The sequence below is a fragment of the Variovorax sp. MHTC-1 genome (assembly GCF_003984645.1).
GTDB lineage: Bacteria > Pseudomonadota > Gammaproteobacteria > Burkholderiales > Burkholderiaceae_C > Variovorax.
On record NZ_RWKI01000020.1, the window covers coordinates 73,065 to 88,773 of the forward strand.

Annotated in this window: 14 protein-coding genes and 1 pseudogene; 7 read left to right on the forward strand and 8 right to left on the reverse strand. The window is 68.2% G+C overall.

All coding sequences use genetic code 11. The features are described 5' to 3' along the window. Positions 1-94 precede the first annotated feature (94 nt). The 3 genes from EJI01_RS23605 to EJI01_RS23615 all read left to right on the forward strand — a co-directional run bounded on the left by EJI01_RS23605 (position 95) and on the right by EJI01_RS23615 (position 3,027). On the forward strand, positions 95-1,084 hold the full coding sequence (locus tag EJI01_RS23605; RefSeq protein WP_126839567.1) for a Bug family tripartite tricarboxylate transporter substrate binding protein: 990 nt from the start codon (positions 95-97) through the stop codon (positions 1,082-1,084). A gap of 149 nt (positions 1,085-1,233) precedes the next feature. Further along, on the forward strand, positions 1,234-2,046 hold the full coding sequence (locus tag EJI01_RS23610) for a class II aldolase/adducin family protein (protein WP_126839568.1): 813 nt from the start codon (positions 1,234-1,236) through the stop codon (positions 2,044-2,046). 3 nt (positions 2,047-2,049) lie between these two features. Beyond that, positions 2,050-3,027, forward strand: coding sequence for a 2-dehydropantoate 2-reductase (locus EJI01_RS23615; protein WP_126839569.1), 978 nt, complete (start codon positions 2,050-2,052; stop codon positions 3,025-3,027). Between the two features lie 475 nt (positions 3,028-3,502). Here the strand turns inward: EJI01_RS23615 and alr are convergent, their stop codons facing one another. Beyond that, positions 3,503-4,591 (reverse strand): alanine racemase, encoded by a 1,089-nt coding sequence (gene alr / locus EJI01_RS23620; RefSeq protein WP_126839570.1) that lies wholly within the window; start codon positions 4,589-4,591, stop codon positions 3,503-3,505. Positions 4,592-4,760: 169 nt separating this feature from the next. On the opposite strand from alr, the gene lplT reads away from it, so the two are divergent. Genes lplT through EJI01_RS23635 form a run of 3 tightly spaced genes read left to right on the forward strand, consistent with a single transcriptional unit; the run spans position 4,761 to position 7,469 of the window. After that, positions 4,761-6,065, forward strand: coding sequence for a lysophospholipid transporter LplT (lplT, locus tag EJI01_RS23625; RefSeq protein WP_126839571.1), 1,305 nt, complete (start codon positions 4,761-4,763; stop codon positions 6,063-6,065). A gap of 13 nt (positions 6,066-6,078) precedes the next feature. Beyond that, a complete protein-coding gene (locus tag EJI01_RS23630) occupies positions 6,079-6,987 on the forward strand; it encodes a DMT family transporter (RefSeq protein ID WP_126839572.1) in 909 nt (302 codons plus the stop codon). Then, positions 6,984-7,469 (forward strand): glutathione peroxidase, encoded by a 486-nt coding sequence (locus tag EJI01_RS23635; protein ID WP_126839573.1) that lies wholly within the window; start codon positions 6,984-6,986, stop codon positions 7,467-7,469. Before EJI01_RS23630 ends, EJI01_RS23635 begins: the two co-directional genes overlap by 4 nt. Position 7,470: 1 nt before the next feature. On the opposite strand, the gene EJI01_RS23640 is transcribed toward EJI01_RS23635, so the two are convergent. The 7 genes from EJI01_RS23640 to EJI01_RS23670 form a co-directional block, all read right to left on the reverse strand. Next, positions 7,471-7,797, reverse strand: coding sequence for a carboxypeptidase regulatory-like domain-containing protein (locus EJI01_RS23640; protein WP_260602631.1), 327 nt, complete (start codon positions 7,795-7,797; stop codon positions 7,471-7,473). A 175-nt stretch (positions 7,798-7,972) separates the two neighbouring features. After that, positions 7,973-9,202 carry a glycolate oxidase subunit GlcF gene (gene glcF, locus EJI01_RS23645; protein ID WP_126839575.1) on the reverse strand — a complete coding sequence of 410 codons (1,230 nt, stop codon included), beginning with the start codon at positions 9,200-9,202 and terminating at the stop codon, positions 7,973-7,975. An 8-nt stretch (positions 9,203-9,210) separates the two neighbouring features. Further along, positions 9,211-10,368 (reverse strand): glycolate oxidase subunit GlcE, encoded by a 1,158-nt coding sequence (glcE, locus tag EJI01_RS23650; RefSeq protein WP_126839576.1) that lies wholly within the window; start codon positions 10,366-10,368, stop codon positions 9,211-9,213. A gap of 330 nt (positions 10,369-10,698) precedes the next feature. Continuing rightward, positions 10,699-11,619, reverse strand: coding sequence for an SMP-30/gluconolactonase/LRE family protein (locus tag EJI01_RS23655; RefSeq protein WP_126839577.1), 921 nt, complete (start codon positions 11,617-11,619; stop codon positions 10,699-10,701). A gap of 100 nt (positions 11,620-11,719) precedes the next feature. Then, positions 11,720-13,261 carry an ammonium transporter gene (locus EJI01_RS23660; RefSeq protein ID WP_185879033.1) on the reverse strand — a complete coding sequence of 514 codons (1,542 nt, stop codon included), beginning with the start codon at positions 13,259-13,261 and terminating at the stop codon, positions 11,720-11,722. A 26-nt stretch (positions 13,262-13,287) separates the two neighbouring features. Then, positions 13,288-13,626 carry a P-II family nitrogen regulator gene (glnK, locus tag EJI01_RS23665; RefSeq protein ID WP_068686416.1) on the reverse strand — a complete coding sequence of 113 codons (339 nt, stop codon included), beginning with the start codon at positions 13,624-13,626 and terminating at the stop codon, positions 13,288-13,290. 45 nt (positions 13,627-13,671) lie between these two features. Further along, the gene (locus EJI01_RS23670) at positions 13,672-14,478 is read right to left on the reverse strand and encodes a TorF family putative porin (RefSeq protein ID WP_126839584.1); all 807 of its coding nucleotides are present in this window, start codon (positions 14,476-14,478) and stop codon (positions 13,672-13,674) included. Positions 14,479-14,637: 159 nt separating this feature from the next. Here EJI01_RS23670 and EJI01_RS23675 point away from each other — a divergent pair. After that, positions 14,638-15,537, forward strand: a pseudogene (locus EJI01_RS23675) (YifB family Mg chelatase-like AAA ATPase); the annotation flags it as partial. Positions 15,538-15,709 lie beyond the last annotated feature (172 nt).

Sequence of the window (15,709 nt, forward strand, 5' to 3'; positions counted from 1 at the left end):
ACGCGGGGGTGCGGCACGACGGCTTGCTGGAAAAATACGCGCTCACCGTGCGCTTCAACCCCGAAGCACTACTCACCCTGGAGACAACGCCACCATGAACTTCAACCGCCGCCACCTGCTGCAAACCACCGGCGCCTCGGCGCTGCTCGCGAGCATCGGCCAGCAAGCCTTTGCGCAAGCGCAGATCGAAACCGCCAAGATCATCACCGGCTTCGCCGCCGGCGGCACCTCCGACACGCTCTGCCGCCGCGTCGCCAGCAAGCTGGCACCCGGCTACGCCAATACGGCCGTGGTCGAGAACCGCACCGGCGCCGGCGGCCAGATCGCCGTCACCTACGTGAAGGGCCAGCCGGCCGACGGCGCGACCATCCTGCAGACGCCGACCTCGATCCTCACCATCTACCCGCACATCTACAAGAAGCTGCCGTACGACCCGCTCGTCGACCTGACGCCCGTAACCGTGGCCTGCATCTTCGACTTCGGCTTCGCGGTCGGCCCGGCCGTGCCGGCCAGCGTGAAGACGGTGCCCGAGTTCCTCGCCTGGGCCAAGGCCAATCCGACCGGCGCCAACTACGGCTCGCCAGCCGCCGGCTCGACGCCGCACTTCATCGGCGCGCTGCTGGGCAAGAGCGCCGGCGTGGACCTCAAGCATGCGGCCTACCGCGGCACGCAGCCGGCGATGCTCGACCTGCTGGGCGGCAACATCTCCGCCGTGTCGGGACCGATCGGCGACATCTCGCAGCACCTGCCGACGGGCAAGGTGCGCATCCTCGGCGTCTCGGGCAGCAAGCGCAGCCGCTTCGCGCCCGAGGTGCCGACCTTCGGCGAGCAGGGCATCAAGGACATGGCGCACAGCGAGTGGTTCGCCTTCCTGCTGCCGGCCAAGGCCTCGCCCGAAGTGGTGGCCAAGCTGAATGCCGCGATGAAGACGGCGCTGGGCACCAAGGAAGTGATCGACGGCCTGTCGACCTTCGGCCTCGAAGCGATGTCTTCGACGCCCGGGGAACTGACCGAGCTGATCAAGAAAGACACCGCCAAGTGGGCGCCGATCGTGAAGCAGGTCGGCTTTACTGCGGAAGGATGACCCACCCCCGTTGCTTGCTCGCTTCGTGTAGCCGCCTCCCCCCTCAAGGGCACGACACCAGCGGCCCGGCAAAGCCGGTTCCGCGGTGTCCCCCGACGAGTCAGAGGTACTCACGCGCGGCAGGCCATTGATACCCAAAGGAACTGCCGATGACCACCCATCTCGCCCCGCCGGCCAACGCGCCGGCCCGCCCCGCCATCCATCCCGACGAGCAGGAGGCCCGCCTTCAGCTCGCCGCCTGCTATCGCGTGTTCGCGATGCTGGGCTGGACCGAGATGATCTACAACCACATCACGGTGCGGCTGCCCGACAGCGTGACCGGTGGCGCCACCGGAGGGGCTTCGAGATCCCCGCAGTTCCTGATCAATCCCTTCGGCCTGCACTACAGCGAGGTCACCGCGAGCAACCTGGTCAAGATCGACCTGCAGGGCAAGGTGCTCGACGGCTCGCCCCATCCGGTCAACCCGGCCGGCTTCACGGTGCATGCCGCGATCCACGACGGGCTGCCCGATGCGCACTGCGTGATGCACACGCACACCACGGCCGGCGTGGCCGTGGCCTGCCTGCAGGGCGGCCTCCAACAGACCAACTTCTACACCGCTCAGCTGCACGGCATGGTGGCGTACCACGACTTCGAAGGCATCACGATCCATGCCGACGAAGGGCCGCGGCTCCTGAAGAGCATCGGCGACAAGAAGGCCGTGATCCTGCGCAACCACGGCCTGCTGGCCTGGGGCCAGACGCTGCCGCAGACCTTTGCCATCCTGTGGACCTTGCAGCGCGCCTGCGAGATCCAGATGGCGACCTTGTCCATGGGCGCGGCGATTCCGGTGTCCGAAGACATCGCGCGCAAGTGCACGCGTGACGCGCTGCAGTTCAATCCCAAGCACGGCGGCGGGCAGGACGTGTTCGACGCGCTCGTGCGTCAGGTCGATCGCATCGACGATTCCTACAAGCACTGAACCATGAAAGTCTGCATCTACGGCGCCGGCGCGATCGGCGGATGGATCGGTGCCGGCCTCGCGCAGGCGGGCAATCGGCTCAACGTGGTCGCACGCGGCGCGACGCTCGAGGCGCTGCAGCGCGACGGGCTCTCGCTGATGCGCGGCGAACAGCGCACGCGCGTGCCGGTGAATGCCGTGGCCGACCCTGCAACGCTGGGCGTGCAGGACCTGGTGGTGATCGCCGTCAAGGCGCCCGCTCTGCAGGCCGTGGCGCAACAGATCGCGCCGCTGCTCGGCCCCGACACCATCGTGCTGACCGCGATGAACGGTGTGCCCTGGTGGTTCCTGCAGGGTGGCTTCGGCGGCAGCCTGGCCGGCACGCAGCTGCAGGCCGTGGACCCGGGCGGAAAAATCGGCGAGGCGATTCCCGCGCGGCACGTGATCGGCTGCGTGGTGCATGCGAGCTGCTCGCTCGATGCGCCCGGCGTGGTCCGGCATCACTTCGGCAACGGGCTGATCATCGGCGAGCCTTCGGGCGAGGCGACGCCGCGCGCGACGCGGCTCGAGGCGCTGTTGAAGCAGGCGGGCTTCGAAGCGCGCCTCTCCGCGCAGATCCAGAAGGACGTCTGGTACAAGCTCTGGGGCAACATGACCGTGAATCCGATCAGCGCGATCACGGGCGCCACCACCGACCTGATCCTTGCCGACGACCTGGTGCGCGGCTTCATCTCGGCCGTGATGCTGGAGGCCAGGGAGATCGGCGCGCGCATCGGCATCCCGATCGCCGAGAGTCCCGAAGACCGGCACGCGGTCACGCGCAAGCTGGGCGCCTTCAAGACCTCGATGCTGCAGGACGTCGAGGCCGGCCGCGCGGTCGAGCTCGATGCGCTGGTGTCGGTGGTGCGCGAGCTGGGCCAGCTGGCCAAGGTCGAAACGCCGTTCACCGAGGCCTTGCTGGGCCTGTCGCGGCTGCACGCGCGGCGGCTCGGCCTGTATTAGGGCCTGTTAACGCTATTTGCGGGGATCGCGTTGCCCAGCCAAGGGGCTGGATGCAAGGCGCCCGCGCGCAGCAAGGCTTGCGCCTTGCAAGCGCGGGCAACGCCGCAGACGGCCCCTTGGCTGGGCAACCCGAAGGGAAGGCCTGCCAGGGCGCGCCACTCGGCGTTGCGCTCCTTGTGCGTGCCGACGCACGCACGGCGTCGCGCGCCTTGATTGGCCCGCCCTGGCAGGCCTTCGCGACCCCGCAAATAGCGTTAGCAGGCCCTAGCTCACCCCCAGGCTCCCCCACTTCGTGTGTTCCGCCACCCCCCTCTCCGGGGGCAACACCGGCGGCCCGGCGAAGCCGGTTCCGCGGTGTTTCCCGAATGGCTCGCAGCGCCCCGCACTGCGGCACGAGCCGACACATAGTTGCGGCGCGGGTCGCGCTCGACCTGCGTTTCCTGGAGGCGTACCGCGCGCCAGTCCGATTGGATTTTCAATCGACCGCGACGGGCACCCGCGGCGCGACGGCGCACATGAGTTCGTAGCCGATCGTGCCGGCCGCCTGCGCGACCTCGTCGATGGGCAGCAGCGCGCCGTTCGACGCGCGGCCCCACAGGGTGACCTCGCTGCCGATCTCGGCATCGGGCACCGGCGTGAGGTCGACGGTGATCATGTCCATGCTCACCCGGCCCACCATGCGTGTGCGCACGCCGTTCACCAGCACCGGCGTGCCGGTGTCGCAGTGCCGCGGATAGCCGTCGGCATAGCCCACTGCGGCGACGCCGACGGTGAGCGGGCCGTCGGCGGTGAAGCGCGAGCCGTAGCCGATGGTGTCGCCGGCCTTCAAGGTCTGCACCGAGATCAGCCGCGTGGAAAGCGTCATCGACGGCTGCAGCTGCCAGTGCGCCGCATCGTGTTCGGGGAAGTCGGGCGCGCTGCCGTAGAGCATGATGCCGGGACGCACCCAGTCGGCGCGCGTGGCGGCCGCGTGCCGCAGCGTGGCGGCGCTGTTGGCGATCGAGCGCTCGCCCGGCAGGTCCTGCGTGGTGCGCTCGAAGACCTCCAGCTGGTGGTCGATGCCGCGGCGGCCGTCGGCGTCGCTGAAGTGCGTCATCAGCGAGATCTCGTCGACCTGCGGCAGCGCGTTCAGGCGCGTCCAGGCCGAACGGAAGCGCTCGGGCGTGAAGCCCAGGCGGTTCATGCCCGAATTCATCTTCAGGAAGACGCGCTGCGGCGCCTGCGTCTTGTGGGCGGCCAGCATGTCGATCTGCGCGTCGCAGTGCACGGTGTGCCACAGATCGAGGCGCGAGCAGAGTTCGAGGTCGCGCGGCTCGAACACGCCTTCGAGCAGCAGCACCGGGCCGCGCCAGCCGAGCGCGCGCACGCGTTCGGCCTCGGCCAGATCGAGCAGCGCGAAGCCGTCGGCGCCGCGAAAGGCGTCGAACACGCGCTCGATGCCGTGCCCGTAGGCATTGGCCTTGACGACGGCCCAGACGCGCGCTTCGAGCGCCGAGCGGCGCGCGCGATCGAGGTTGTGGCGAAGCGCTGCGGTATGGATGGTGGCGAGGATGGGACGAGGCACGATGAACCCGATGGCTGAGCTGAAAACATTCGCACGAACACGCCGTAAAAGCCCGCGTGTGGCGTCATTTTGACACTGCACCCCCATGCTATAACCGCGCATTCCGCCAGTACCGCGGCCTTTTTTCACTATCGCCAGCAGCCCCATTCTCTGGCCAGCCAGCCCATCGATGAAGCGCGGTTTCTACACCATCATGTCGGCCCAGTTCTTTTCGTCGCTGGCCGACAACGCGCTTTTCGTTGCTGCGGTGGAACTCATGCGAAGCGATGGCGCGCCCGAGTGGCAGCGCGCCGCGCTGGTGCCGATCTTCACCATCTTCTATGTCGCGCTGGCGCCGCTGGTCGGCGCCTTCGCCGATGCCTTGCCCAAGGGCCGGGTCATGTTCATCAGCAACGCGATCAAGGTGGTGGGCTGCCTGATGATGCTGTTCGGCACGCATCCGCTCTTGGCCTATGCGGTCGTCGGCCTGGGCGCCGCGGCCTATTCGCCGGCCAAGTACGGCATCCTGACCGAGCTGCTTCCGGCCTCCCAGCTGGTCAAGGCCAACGGCTGGATCGAAGGCCTGACCATCGCCTCAATCATCCTGGGCATCGTGCTCGGCGGGCAGCTGGTGGGGCATGCGCTGTCGACCCAGCTGCTCGCGATCGACCTGCCCGTTGTCGACACCGGCATCGACACGGCGCCCGAGGCCGCGATCGCCGCGCTGATCTTCGTCTACATGCTGGCCGCGTGGTTCAACACCCGCATCCCCGACACCGGCGTCGAGATGCGGCCGCTGCGCGCGAATCCGCAGCACGGCTTCGTGCGCAACATGGCGGCGCTGCTGCCCGACTTCTGGCAGTGCAACTCGCGGCTCTGGCGCGACAAGCTCGGGCAGATCTCGCTGGCCACCACCACCCTCTTCTGGGGTGCGGGCGGCAACCTCAAGTACATCGTGCTGGCCTGGGCCTCGCTCGCGCTCGGCTACAACACCGCGCAGGCCTCCTCGCTGACCGGCGTGGTCGCGATCGGCACCGCGGTCGGCGCGATCGTCGCTTCGATGCGCATGCGGCTCGACATGGCAACCGGCGTGATCCCGCTGGGCATCGGCATGGGCGTGCTGGTGATCGGGATGAACTTCATCGGCAACATCTGGATCGCCGTGCCTTTCCTGATCCTGCTCGGCGGCCTCGGCGGCTTCCTCGTGGTGCCGATGAACGCGCTGCTGCAGCATCGCGGCCACAACCTGATGGGCGCCGGCCGATCGATTGCGGTGCAGAACTTCAACGAGCAGGCCTGCATCCTGATCCTCGGCGCCTTCTACAGCGCCTGCACCGGACTCGGCCTCTCGGCCTACTCGGCCATCACCGCCTTCGGAATCGTAGTGGCGGGCTTCATGTGGATCATCAAGCGCTGGCACAGCAGCAACCTGCGCCAGTATCCCGAAGAGGTCGAACACCTGCTGACCATCGCGCGCAGCGACAAGCATCACTGATGGCTCGATTGCTTTGCCCGCACTTGCGCTGATCTTCAACGCCTTCGTCTGGGGCGTCTCGTGGTTTCCCTTCCGGCAGATCGAGGCCCACGGCCTGCATCCGGTGTGGGCCACGGCCCTGATCTATGCGCTGATCTTCGTGGCGATGGGGTGGCTGCGCCGGCATGCGTGGCAGGCTTTCTCCGTGCATCCGGCGTTGGTGCTGCTCGGGCTGGCAGCCGGCCTCACCAACCTGTGCTTCAACTGGGCGGTGACAACGGGCGACGTGGTGCGCGTGGTGCTGCTCTTCTACCTGATGCCGCTGTGGAGCGTACTCTTGGCCTGGATCTTTCTCGGCGAGCGCCCGACGCCGGCGGTGCTCGCGCGCGTGGCGCTGGCGCTGGTGGGCGTGGCGGTCGTGCTCAAGACACCCGAGGTCGACTGGCCGGTGCCCGCAAGCCTCGCGGACTGGCTCGGCGTCGCGGCAGGCTTCAGCTTCTCGGTGACCAACATCCTGCTGCGCCGGCTGCGCGCCGCGCCCGCCGAATCGCGTGCGCTCGCCGTGTTCGGCGGCTGTGCGCTGGTGGCGGGCGCAACCGCGCTGGCGGGCACCGCGCTCGGCGCCATGGCAGCGCCGCCGCCGCTCGCGGCCGCGCCCGGCTGGCTGGGCTGGGCCGCCTTGCTGGGCGTGGGCTTCGTCTTCGCCAACTTCTGCCTGCAGTACGGCGCAGCGCGGCTCGCGGCCAGCGCCACCTCGGTCATCATGCTGTCGGAAGTGCTGTTCGCGAGCGTCTCGTCGGTGGCGCTCGGCGCCGGCAGCATGGACACGCGCATCTGGACCGGCGGCGCGCTGATCGTGCTGGCGGCCTTGTGGTCCTCGTTTGCGCGAACGCCCAACGGCGAGGATGATCGTCGCTCCCCCCTCCTGAAGGACATGCCATGACCAGCGTCTACGACTTCGAAGCCCGGCAGATCGACGGCAAGGCCGTGCCGCTTTCCAAGTACAAGGGCAAGGTGCTGCTGATCGTCAACACGGCCAGCAAGTGCGGCTTCACCCCGCAGTTCGAGGGGCTCGAAGCGCTGCACGAGAAGTACGCCGGCAAGGGCCTCGCGGTGCTCGGCTTTCCCTCCAACCAGTTCGGCAACCAGGACCCCGGCACCAACGAGGAGATCGGCGCCTTCTGCGTCCAGAACTACGGTGTGAGCTTTCCGATGATGGAGAAAATCGAGGTCAACGGCTCCGGCGCGGCGCCGCTCTACCAGTGGCTCACCAAGGAAGCGCCGGGCCTCCTGGGCAGCACCGCGATCAAGTGGAACTTCACCAAGTTCCTGGTCGGCAAGGACGGGCGGGTAATCAAGCGCTATGCGCCGCTCGACACGCCGGCCTCGATAACGCGCGACATCGAGGCGGCGCTGGCGAGCTGAGTCAGAACCGGAAGTCCGCGGTCTTCGGACCGCTGCCGACCGTCACGTTCTGGTTCTTCGTCACGCCTTCGGTCGCTGCCTCGATGGTGTAGCGGCCGGCGGGCAAGTCGATCAGGCATACCGGCCCCGACGCGCGCATGGCGAGCGCCGTGGCGCCATTGGCATCCTTGATCGTCACCGCGACCTCGGCCAGGTAGGCACCGTCGGCGCGCGCGAACAGCAGCGATAGCGGATGGTCCTTCATCGCGGCGCGCATCGCGGTGGATTCGTCCGAGCCGATGCCGCCGCACACGTACTGCACAGTGCCCTGGCTTTTCATGGCGGGCATGGGCGTGGACTGGGCTTGTGCGATCCACGGCGCTGCGGCGCATGCGCAAAGAAGACTGCCGCGGACAAAGGATCGAAGGGTGGTCTGCATCGACGGCTCCCGGAATGAACAGTCCGGCATGTTCGCGCCGCCGCCCGCGTTGCCGGGTCGGACCGCGCCCCTTTCCCGTGTGCGCTCAGGCCGTGCCCAGTGCCTCGTCGAGCAGTTCCACCCAGTGCCGCACCGGCGTCTCGGTGCCGCTTTGCAGGTGCGTGATGCAGCCGATGTTGGCCGAGACGATGGTCGCGGGCTTCAACTGATTCAGGTGGCCGAGCTTGCGGTCGCGCAGCGGATAGGCCAGTTCGGGCTGCAGCACCGAGTAGGTGCCGGCCGAACCGCAGCACAGGTGCGATTCGTTCATCGCGATCTGCACGTCGAAGCCGAGCGCGCGCAAGTTCGCTTCCACGCCCCCGCGCAGTTTCTGGCCGTGCTGCAGCGTGCAGGGCGGGTGATAGGCGACCACGCCGGGCGGCGCGTTGACGCGGCCCTCGAGCAGCGGCACGAGCTCGGGCAGCAACTCGCTCAGATCCTTGGTGAGCGCGCTGATGCGTTCGGCCTTCGCCGCATAGGCCGGATCCTCGCGCAGGATGTGGCCGTATTCGCGCACGGTAACGCCGCAGCCCGATGCGTTCATCACGATCGCCTCGACCGCACCGCCCTCGACATACGGCCACCAGGCATCGATGTTGGCGCGCATTTGCGCCTTGCCGCCCTGCTGGTCGTTCAGATGGAACTTGACGGCACCGCAGCAGCCCGCGCCGGGCGCAACGACGGCCTCGATGCCGGCGGCGTCGAGCACGCGCGCGGTGGCGCGGTTGATGTTGGGCGCCATCGAGGGCTGAACGCAGCCGGCCAGCATCAGCATCTTGCGCGCATGCGTGCGCGTGGGCCACTCGCCGGCGGGCTCCGGCGCCGGCACCTTGGCCTTGAGCTTAGCCGGCAGCAGGCCGCGCACCGACTGGCCCAGCTTCATCGCGGGGCCGAAGAGCGGAGAAGGCAGCGCTTCCTTCAAGGTCCAGCGCAGCGCGCTTTCCACGGCCGGGCGCGGCACCTTCTCGTCGACGATCCTGCGGCCGATGTCGACCAGGTGACCGTACTGCACGCCGGAGGGGCAGGTGCTTTCGCAGTTGCGGCAGGTGAGGCAGCGATCGAGATGCAGCTGCGTGCTGCGCGTCGGCGCCTTGCCTTCGAGCACCTGCTTGATCAGGTAGATGCGCCCGCGCGGGCCGTCGAGCTCGTCGCCGAGCAGCTGGTAGGTCGGGCAGGTGGCGGTGCAGAAGCCGCAGTGCACGCACTTGCGCAGGATCGCCTCGGCCTCGCGGCCGTCGGTGGTGCCCTGGAATTCGGGAGCGAGTTCGGTTTGCATGGCCTCGGTCAGTTCGGGTAGAGCCGTGCGCGATCGAAGACGGCATGAGGATCGAACTCGTGCATCAGCGCACGGTGGATGCGCGCGAGCGGCGGGCTCAGCGCGTCGAAGCGGCCGAGCACGCGGTGGCGACGCTCGGCCGAGGGCAGGAAGAGCGTCGCATGCCCGCCGACTGCGCGGGCTGCGGCGCGCAGTTTCGGGCCCTCGTCGGGCGACGCGAGATACCAGCGCTGCGCACCATGCCATTCGATCAGGGGCGAGCCCTCGAGCGCCGGCATCGATGCGGTCTGCGGCACCGACAAGCGCCACAGATCGCGCGCGGCGCGCTCGCCGAACCATGGCAAGCGTTGATCGCGCGCGGCCTGCCAGTCGGCCTGGGCCTGCGCCGGGTCTTGCCGTTCTCCGCCGAGGTGGGCGCAGGCGGCCGCGACCGCCGCCACCGCGCCGCGCAGTCGCAGCCAGAGACGTCCCGCACCGCCCTCTTCCAACCAGCGGCTCGCACTGAGCGGCAGCGGCTGGCCTCCCCAGCCGTTGAGCAGGCGCAGCGCATCGGCCTGGTTGCATTCGAATGCGAGCGTGGCCTCGGCTGGCGGAACGGGCAGCACCTTGAGGCTGAGCTCGGCGATGACGCCCAGCGTCCCCAGCGAACCGGCCAGCACGCGCGAGACGTCGTAGCCGGCGACGTTCTTCATGACCTGGCCGCCGAAGCTGAGCACTTCGCCGCGGCCGTTGATCAAGGTGGCGCCGAGCACATAGTCGCGCACGGCGCCGACGCTGGCCCGCGCCGGGCCGCTCAAGCCCGCCGCGACCATGCCGCCTACGGTCGCTGTGCTCCCTGCGGCGGTGCCGCTGTCCATGACGCGCTCGCCCAAGGGCTCGGCGCGGGTACCGCCTTCCCCGAAGTGCGGCGGCTCGAAGGGCAGGCATTGGCCCTGCTGCGCAAGCAGCGCTTCGAGTTCGGCCAACGGCGTGCCGGCACGCACGGTGACGACCAGCTCGCTCGGCTCGTAGCTCGTGATGCCCGCGAGCGCGGCGGTGGCAAGCGGCTCGCCCTGCGGCGGCTCGCCATAGAAGTCCTTGGTGCCGCCGCCGCGGATGTGCAAAAGCGTGCCGGCGGCGGCTGCGGCGCGGATGCGCTCGGCGATCTGGCGAAAGGCTGGATCCATCGGGCGATCGTACCGCCCGCGGTCCAGGCGTGTACACGAAGTGACGGAACGTGGGGGCTAGGGCCTGTTAACGCTATTTGCGGGGTCGCGAAGGCCTGCCAGGGCGGGCCAATCAAGGCGCGCGACGCCGTGCGTGCGTCGGCACGCACAAGGAGCGCAACGCAGAGTGGCGCGCCCTGGCAGGCCTTCCCTGCGGGTTGCCCAGCCAAGGGGCCGTCTGCGGCGTTGCCCGCGCTTGCAAGGCGCAAGCCTTGCTGCGCGCGGGCGCCTTGCATCCAGCCCCTTGGCTGGGCAACGCGATCCCCGCAAATAGCGTTAACAGGCCCTAGATCAATCGGTGAAGAAATGGACGGGCAGTCCTGACACTTCCACCCGTATCGAGAGCACCTGTCCCGAGGCGGGGCGCTGCTCGATCTCGGCCGCGGGCCGGCCTTTGCGGGCACTGGTGACGAACAGCGTGCGCAGATCATCACCGCCGAAGCAAGGCATGGTGGGGCACTGCACGGGCGTGGGAAGCGCATCCACCTGCTCGCCCGAAGGCGCGAAGCGCAGCAGTTGGCCGCCCTCGAACATCGCCACCCAGTAGTGGCCCTCGGCGTCCATGGTGGCGCCGTCGGGCCGGCCTTCGTAGCGCAGCGGCGATTCGGGCGTCCAGCCGCCGGGCTTGGCGTCGAACTGCCGGAACACGCGTGGGCGCGAGAGCGCATTGGCCTCGGCCGCCCAGTCCCAGGCGCGCACGCGGTGCGCCGCGGTGTCGGCCCAGTAGAGCGTCCTGGCATCGAGCGAGAAGGCGAGGCCGTTGCCGGTGGTGGCCTCGTTCGCCATCTGCATGAGCCGCGGCGCATCGCCGCCTTGCGCATCGAGGCAGTAGAGCGCGGCGTTCGGCCGGTCCTTGGCCTCGTTCAGCGTGCCGGCCCAGAAGCGGCCCCATGCATCGCACTTGCCGTCGTTGAAGCGCATGGTGCGCGCGTCGTGGTCGACCTTCGCGATGACCGAGAGCGGGCCTCCCCACTCGCGCGCGCGGTAGATGCCGTCGCGCAGCGCGATCACCAGGCCGCCGCTCATGGCCGGCGCCATGCAGCCGGGCTCGGTCGGCAGATGCCATCGCTCGACGGTATGGCTGCCGATCTCGCCACGCGTTCGCAACACGGCGCGCCCCGGGATGTCGAGCCAGTAGAGCGATCGTTCATGCGGATGCCAGAACGGCGATTCACCGAGCTGGCAGAGGCTGTCGTCTAGCGTGGTCCACATGGCGCCAGCTTAGGCCAAAAAAAGACCCGCTCGCGCCGAAGCGCTCGCGGGTCGAACATCCAAAGGAGACTTTTGCTTGCTTGAGCTGATCCGTTTCGTTTCAGCGGTTGTAGGCAGTTTCGCCGTGGGACGAGATGTCGAGGCCTTCGCGCTCTTCTTCTTCGCTCACGCGCAGGCCGACGGTGAGATCGACGATCTTGAAGGCGATGAAGGACACCACGCCCGACCACACGATGGTCAGCAGCACGGCCTTGAGCTGGACCCAGACCTGGGCGCCGATGCCGTTGGAGACGATGCCGGCCGTGACCCAGTCGCCCACCAAGCCGGGGCCGCCGAGCGCCTGGGTGTTGAACACGCCGGTGAGCAGCGCACCCACGATGCCGCCGACGCCGTGCACGCCGAACACGTCGAGCGAGTCGTCCGCGCCGAGCATCCTCTTGAGACCGTTGACGCCCCAGAGGCAAGCGAAGCCGGCGACGAAGCCGATGATGATCGCGCCCATCAGGCCGACGTTGCCGGCGGCCGGCGTGATGGCGACCAGGCCGGCAACGGCGCCCGACGCGGCACCCAGCATCGAGGCCTTGCCCTTCATCAGCGCTTCACCGATGGACCATGCGAGCACGGCGGCTGCGGTGGCCGACAAGGTGTTCATGAAGGCCAGGACGGCGCTGGTGCCCGCTTCGAGCGCGGAACCGGCATTGAAGCCGAACCAGCCGACCCACAGCAGCGAGGCGCCGACCATGGTGAGCGTGAGCGAGTGCGGGGTGAAGGCTTCCTTGCCGTAGCCGATGCGCTTGCCGACCAGGAAAGCGCCGACCAGGCCGGCCACGGCGGCGTTGATGTGCACCACGGTGCCGCCCGCGAAGTCGAGCGCGCCCCATTGCCAGAGCAGGCCGGCCTTGGCGTTCATGGCATCGACCACGTCCGTGCTGGCGTAGGCGTCCGGGCCCATCCAGAACCAGACCATGTGCGCGATCGGCGTATAGCTGAAGGTGAACCACAGCACCATGAAGAGCAGCACGGCCGAGAACTTGATGCGCTCGGCGAAGGCGCCCACGATCAGGCAGCAGGTGATGCCGGCGAAGGTGGCCTGGAAGGCGGCGAACAGCAGCTCGGGGATGTAGACGCCCTTGCTGAAGGTCGCGCCCGGTGCGAAGGCGCCGGTGGCCGGATCGAAGACGCCCTTCATGAAGAGCCGGTCGAATCCGCCGATGAAGGAGTTGCCCTCGGTGAAGGCGAGGCTGTAGCCGTAGATGAGCCACAGCACCACGATCATCGAGAAAGTGACCATGATCTGCATCAGCACCGACAGCATGTTCTTGCTGCGCACCAGGCCGCCGTAGAACAGCGCCAGGCCGGGGATGGTCATCATGATGACGAGCAGCGTGGACAGCAGCATCCAGCTGGTGTCGCCCTTGTTGAACGAAGGTGCCGGTGCGGCTGCGGCTGCCGCTTCGGCGGCGGGGGCGGCAGCGGCCGGTGCCGCAGCGGGGGCCGCAGGCGCTGCAGCAGGCGCGGCGGCCGGCGCCGCGGCTGCAGGCGCTTCGGCCGCGGGCGCCGCCGGCGGCGTCTGCGCAAAGCCGGCGCTGCCGGCAGCGAGCACGCTCAGGCCGAGCGCGAGAGAGACGAGCAATTTTTTCATGTCGATTTTTCTTTCGTGCCGTGAAGTCAAAGAGCTTCGCGGCCTGTTTCTCCGGTACGGATGCGAACGACCTGCTCCAGGTCGTAGACAAAGATCTTGCCGTCGCCGATCTTGCCGGTGCGCGCGGCGCTTTCGACGGCTTCGATCACGCGCTCGACCAGTTCGTCGGCCACGGCGGCTTCGATCTTGACCTTCGGCAGGAAATCGACCACGTACTCCGCGCCGCGGTAGAGCTCGGTGTGGCCCTTCTGGCGCCCGAAGCCCTTGACCTCGGTCACGGTGATCCCTTGCACACCGATCGCCGAGAGCGCTTCGCGCACCTCGTCGAGCTTGAACGGTTTGATGATGGCTGTGACCAGCTTCATGATGTTTCTCCTACAGATGGAACAGAGGACCGCGCATTCTCGCGATCAGAGCGTCTTGGTCAGCGTGACGATGAATCGTGCCTTGTTGGGCGACCAGGTCGGCGCGCCGAAGCCCAGGTCGGGCCCGGACGCCAGCAGGTACGAGTTCTTCCTGTTGGCGCCCTGCACCGAACCGGCCAGCGACAGGCCGTTGCCGAAGTCGTAGGCAGCGCCCACGTTGTAGTCCACGTAGCTCTTGTAGCCCAGGCTGCGGATGTCGCTGCTCATGCGCGTGTAGCCCAGCGCGGCCTTCAGCGTCACCTTGGGCACGATCTCCTTGGTGTAGGCGAGATTGAAGTAGCCGGTGTTGCGCCCCTTCAGACCCGAGCCGTCGCGCTCGCCGGCGTAGTTGAAGTAGTCCTTGGAGACGGTGTGGGAGTACTTGAAGGTGAAAGCGCCGATGGCCTCGTTGGCATAGGTGGCCGCGCCGTAGAGCTCGGTGGTGTTGCCGCGGGCGTTGCCCGGGTAGATGTACGCGAGCGCGCCGAAGTCGAGGTCGAACACGCCGGCCTTGAACTTGTAGCCGCCGTAGATGTCGCTCTCGATGTCGTTGCCTGCGAGCCAGTTGACGCTGGAGTTCCAGTTCCCCACGTAGAAGCCGCTGTCGCCGAAGGCGTAGTCGAAGCCGCCCTGGATGGCGGGCTTGAAGGCCTTGGTCTTGGCGAAGCCGTTGCTGCCGAGCACGTCCTGATCCTGACCGCGGAACTTGTAGTTGCTGGTGAGTGCAACGTTGCCCGTGAGCTGGGCGCTCGCGAGCAAGGGCATGGCAGCCAGCGAGACGACGGCCAGGGCAGTGGCGGTTTTACGGTGCATCATCGAGAGGACTCCTCGGAGGTTTTGGAATGGGATGGAGCCATCTCAAAGCAGGGAGCGTGCCAAACCGCCCGTCTCGCGCTGGGAAGGGCCTGGGACAGGTGCACATTGCAACAATGAGCAAAAGATGGGCGCACCATCTTGGGGAAAGGGAGAGAAATGAGCTTGTCTTTGGTGCAAAGCCGTGCCTTGCTCGGCCTGGAAGCTGCCAGTGTCACGGTCGAGGTGCATCTGGCCAACGGCTTGCCCAGCTTCACGCTGGTGGGCCTGGCGGACGTCGAAGTGAAGGAAGCGCGCGAGCGCGTGCGCTCGGCGATCCAGAACGCCGGACTCGAATTTCCCAATAGCAAGCGCATCACGGTCAACCTGGCGCCGGCCGATCTGCCCAAGGATTCGGGCCGCTTCGACTTGCCGATCGCGCTGGGCATCCTGGCCGCCAGCGGCCAGATCGACGCGCCGCGGCTGGCCGGCCACGAGTTCGCGGGAGAACTTTCGCTGTCGGGGCAGTTGAGGCCCGTGCGTGGTGCACTCGCCATGGCGCTGGCCTTGCACAGCCGCGGAATCGCCACCCGGCTGGTGCTGCCGGCCGACAGCGCGCAGGAGGCCGCGCTGGTGCCGGGCGCGGAAGTCTATGGCGCCGTCCACTTGCTCGACGTGGTGCGGCAGTTTCTGCCGGCCGGCAGTGCGGTGCTCGCCGACCCGCCCGCCGATGGGGGCTGGGCGCGCGTGCAGCCGACGCCCGGCGGGTCGGGTGCGCGGCATGCGGACCTGGCCGAGGTCAAGGGACACGCTGGCGCCAAGCGCGCGTTCGAGATCGCGGCCGCCGGCCAGCACAGCCTGCTGATGGTGGGACCGCCGGGCTCCGGCAAGTCGATGCTGGCCCAGCGCTTCGCCGGGCTGCTGCCGGCCATGAGCGTCGAAGAGGCGCTGGAGAGCGCGGCCGTCGCCAGCCTGCATGGCCGCTTCGCCGTCGAGCGCTGGATGCACAGGCCGACCTGCAGCCCCCATCACACCGCGAGCGCGGTCGCGCTGGTCGGCGGCGGCTCGCCGCCGCGGCCGTGAGTTCCTCCAAGGTTGTCTCGCTTGGTTACCCAAGGAAATCAACAGCTTACGAGCGCCGTTTTCAAAATTGCACCGGTCGGGTTTTCAAAGTTCCGCCGACGCATGTTCAGCGAGCATCCAACAGCCGCTTCCGGGCTCCATTGCCGTCTGCTGTAAGCCCGGTTAGGGC

Excerpts from the sequence above, each read along its gene's own strand:
- glcE (WP_126839576.1), bottom strand. The coding sequence starts at position 10,368 with ATGGATCCAGCCTTTCGCCAGATCGCCGAGCGCATCCGCGCCGCAGCC.
- EJI01_RS23610 (WP_126839568.1), top strand. The coding sequence starts at position 1,234 with ATGACCACCCATCTCGCCCCGCCGGCCAACGCGCCGGCCCGCCCCGCC.
- EJI01_RS23605 (WP_126839567.1), top strand. The coding sequence starts at position 95 with ATGAACTTCAACCGCCGCCACCTGCTGCAAACCACCGGCGCCTCGGCG.
- EJI01_RS23640 (WP_260602631.1), bottom strand. The coding sequence starts at position 7,797 with ATGCCCGCCATGAAAAGCCAGGGCACTGTGCAGTACGTGTGCGGCGGC.
- EJI01_RS23615 (WP_126839569.1), top strand. The coding sequence starts at position 2,050 with ATGAAAGTCTGCATCTACGGCGCCGGCGCGATCGGCGGATGGATCGGT.
- lplT (WP_126839571.1), top strand. The coding sequence starts at position 4,761 with ATGAAGCGCGGTTTCTACACCATCATGTCGGCCCAGTTCTTTTCGTCG.
- glcF (WP_126839575.1), bottom strand. The coding sequence starts at position 9,202 with ATGCAAACCGAACTCGCTCCCGAATTCCAGGGCACCACCGACGGCCGC.
- glnK (WP_068686416.1), bottom strand. The coding sequence starts at position 13,626 with ATGAAGCTGGTCACAGCCATCATCAAACCGTTCAAGCTCGACGAGGTG.
- EJI01_RS23635 (WP_126839573.1), top strand. The coding sequence starts at position 6,984 with ATGACCAGCGTCTACGACTTCGAAGCCCGGCAGATCGACGGCAAGGCC.
- EJI01_RS23655 (WP_126839577.1), bottom strand. The coding sequence starts at position 11,619 with ATGTGGACCACGCTAGACGACAGCCTCTGCCAGCTCGGTGAATCGCCG.
- EJI01_RS23670 (WP_126839584.1), bottom strand. The coding sequence starts at position 14,478 with ATGCACCGTAAAACCGCCACTGCCCTGGCCGTCGTCTCGCTGGCTGCC.
- EJI01_RS23660 (WP_185879033.1), bottom strand. The coding sequence starts at position 13,261 with ATGAAAAAATTGCTCGTCTCTCTCGCGCTCGGCCTGAGCGTGCTCGCT.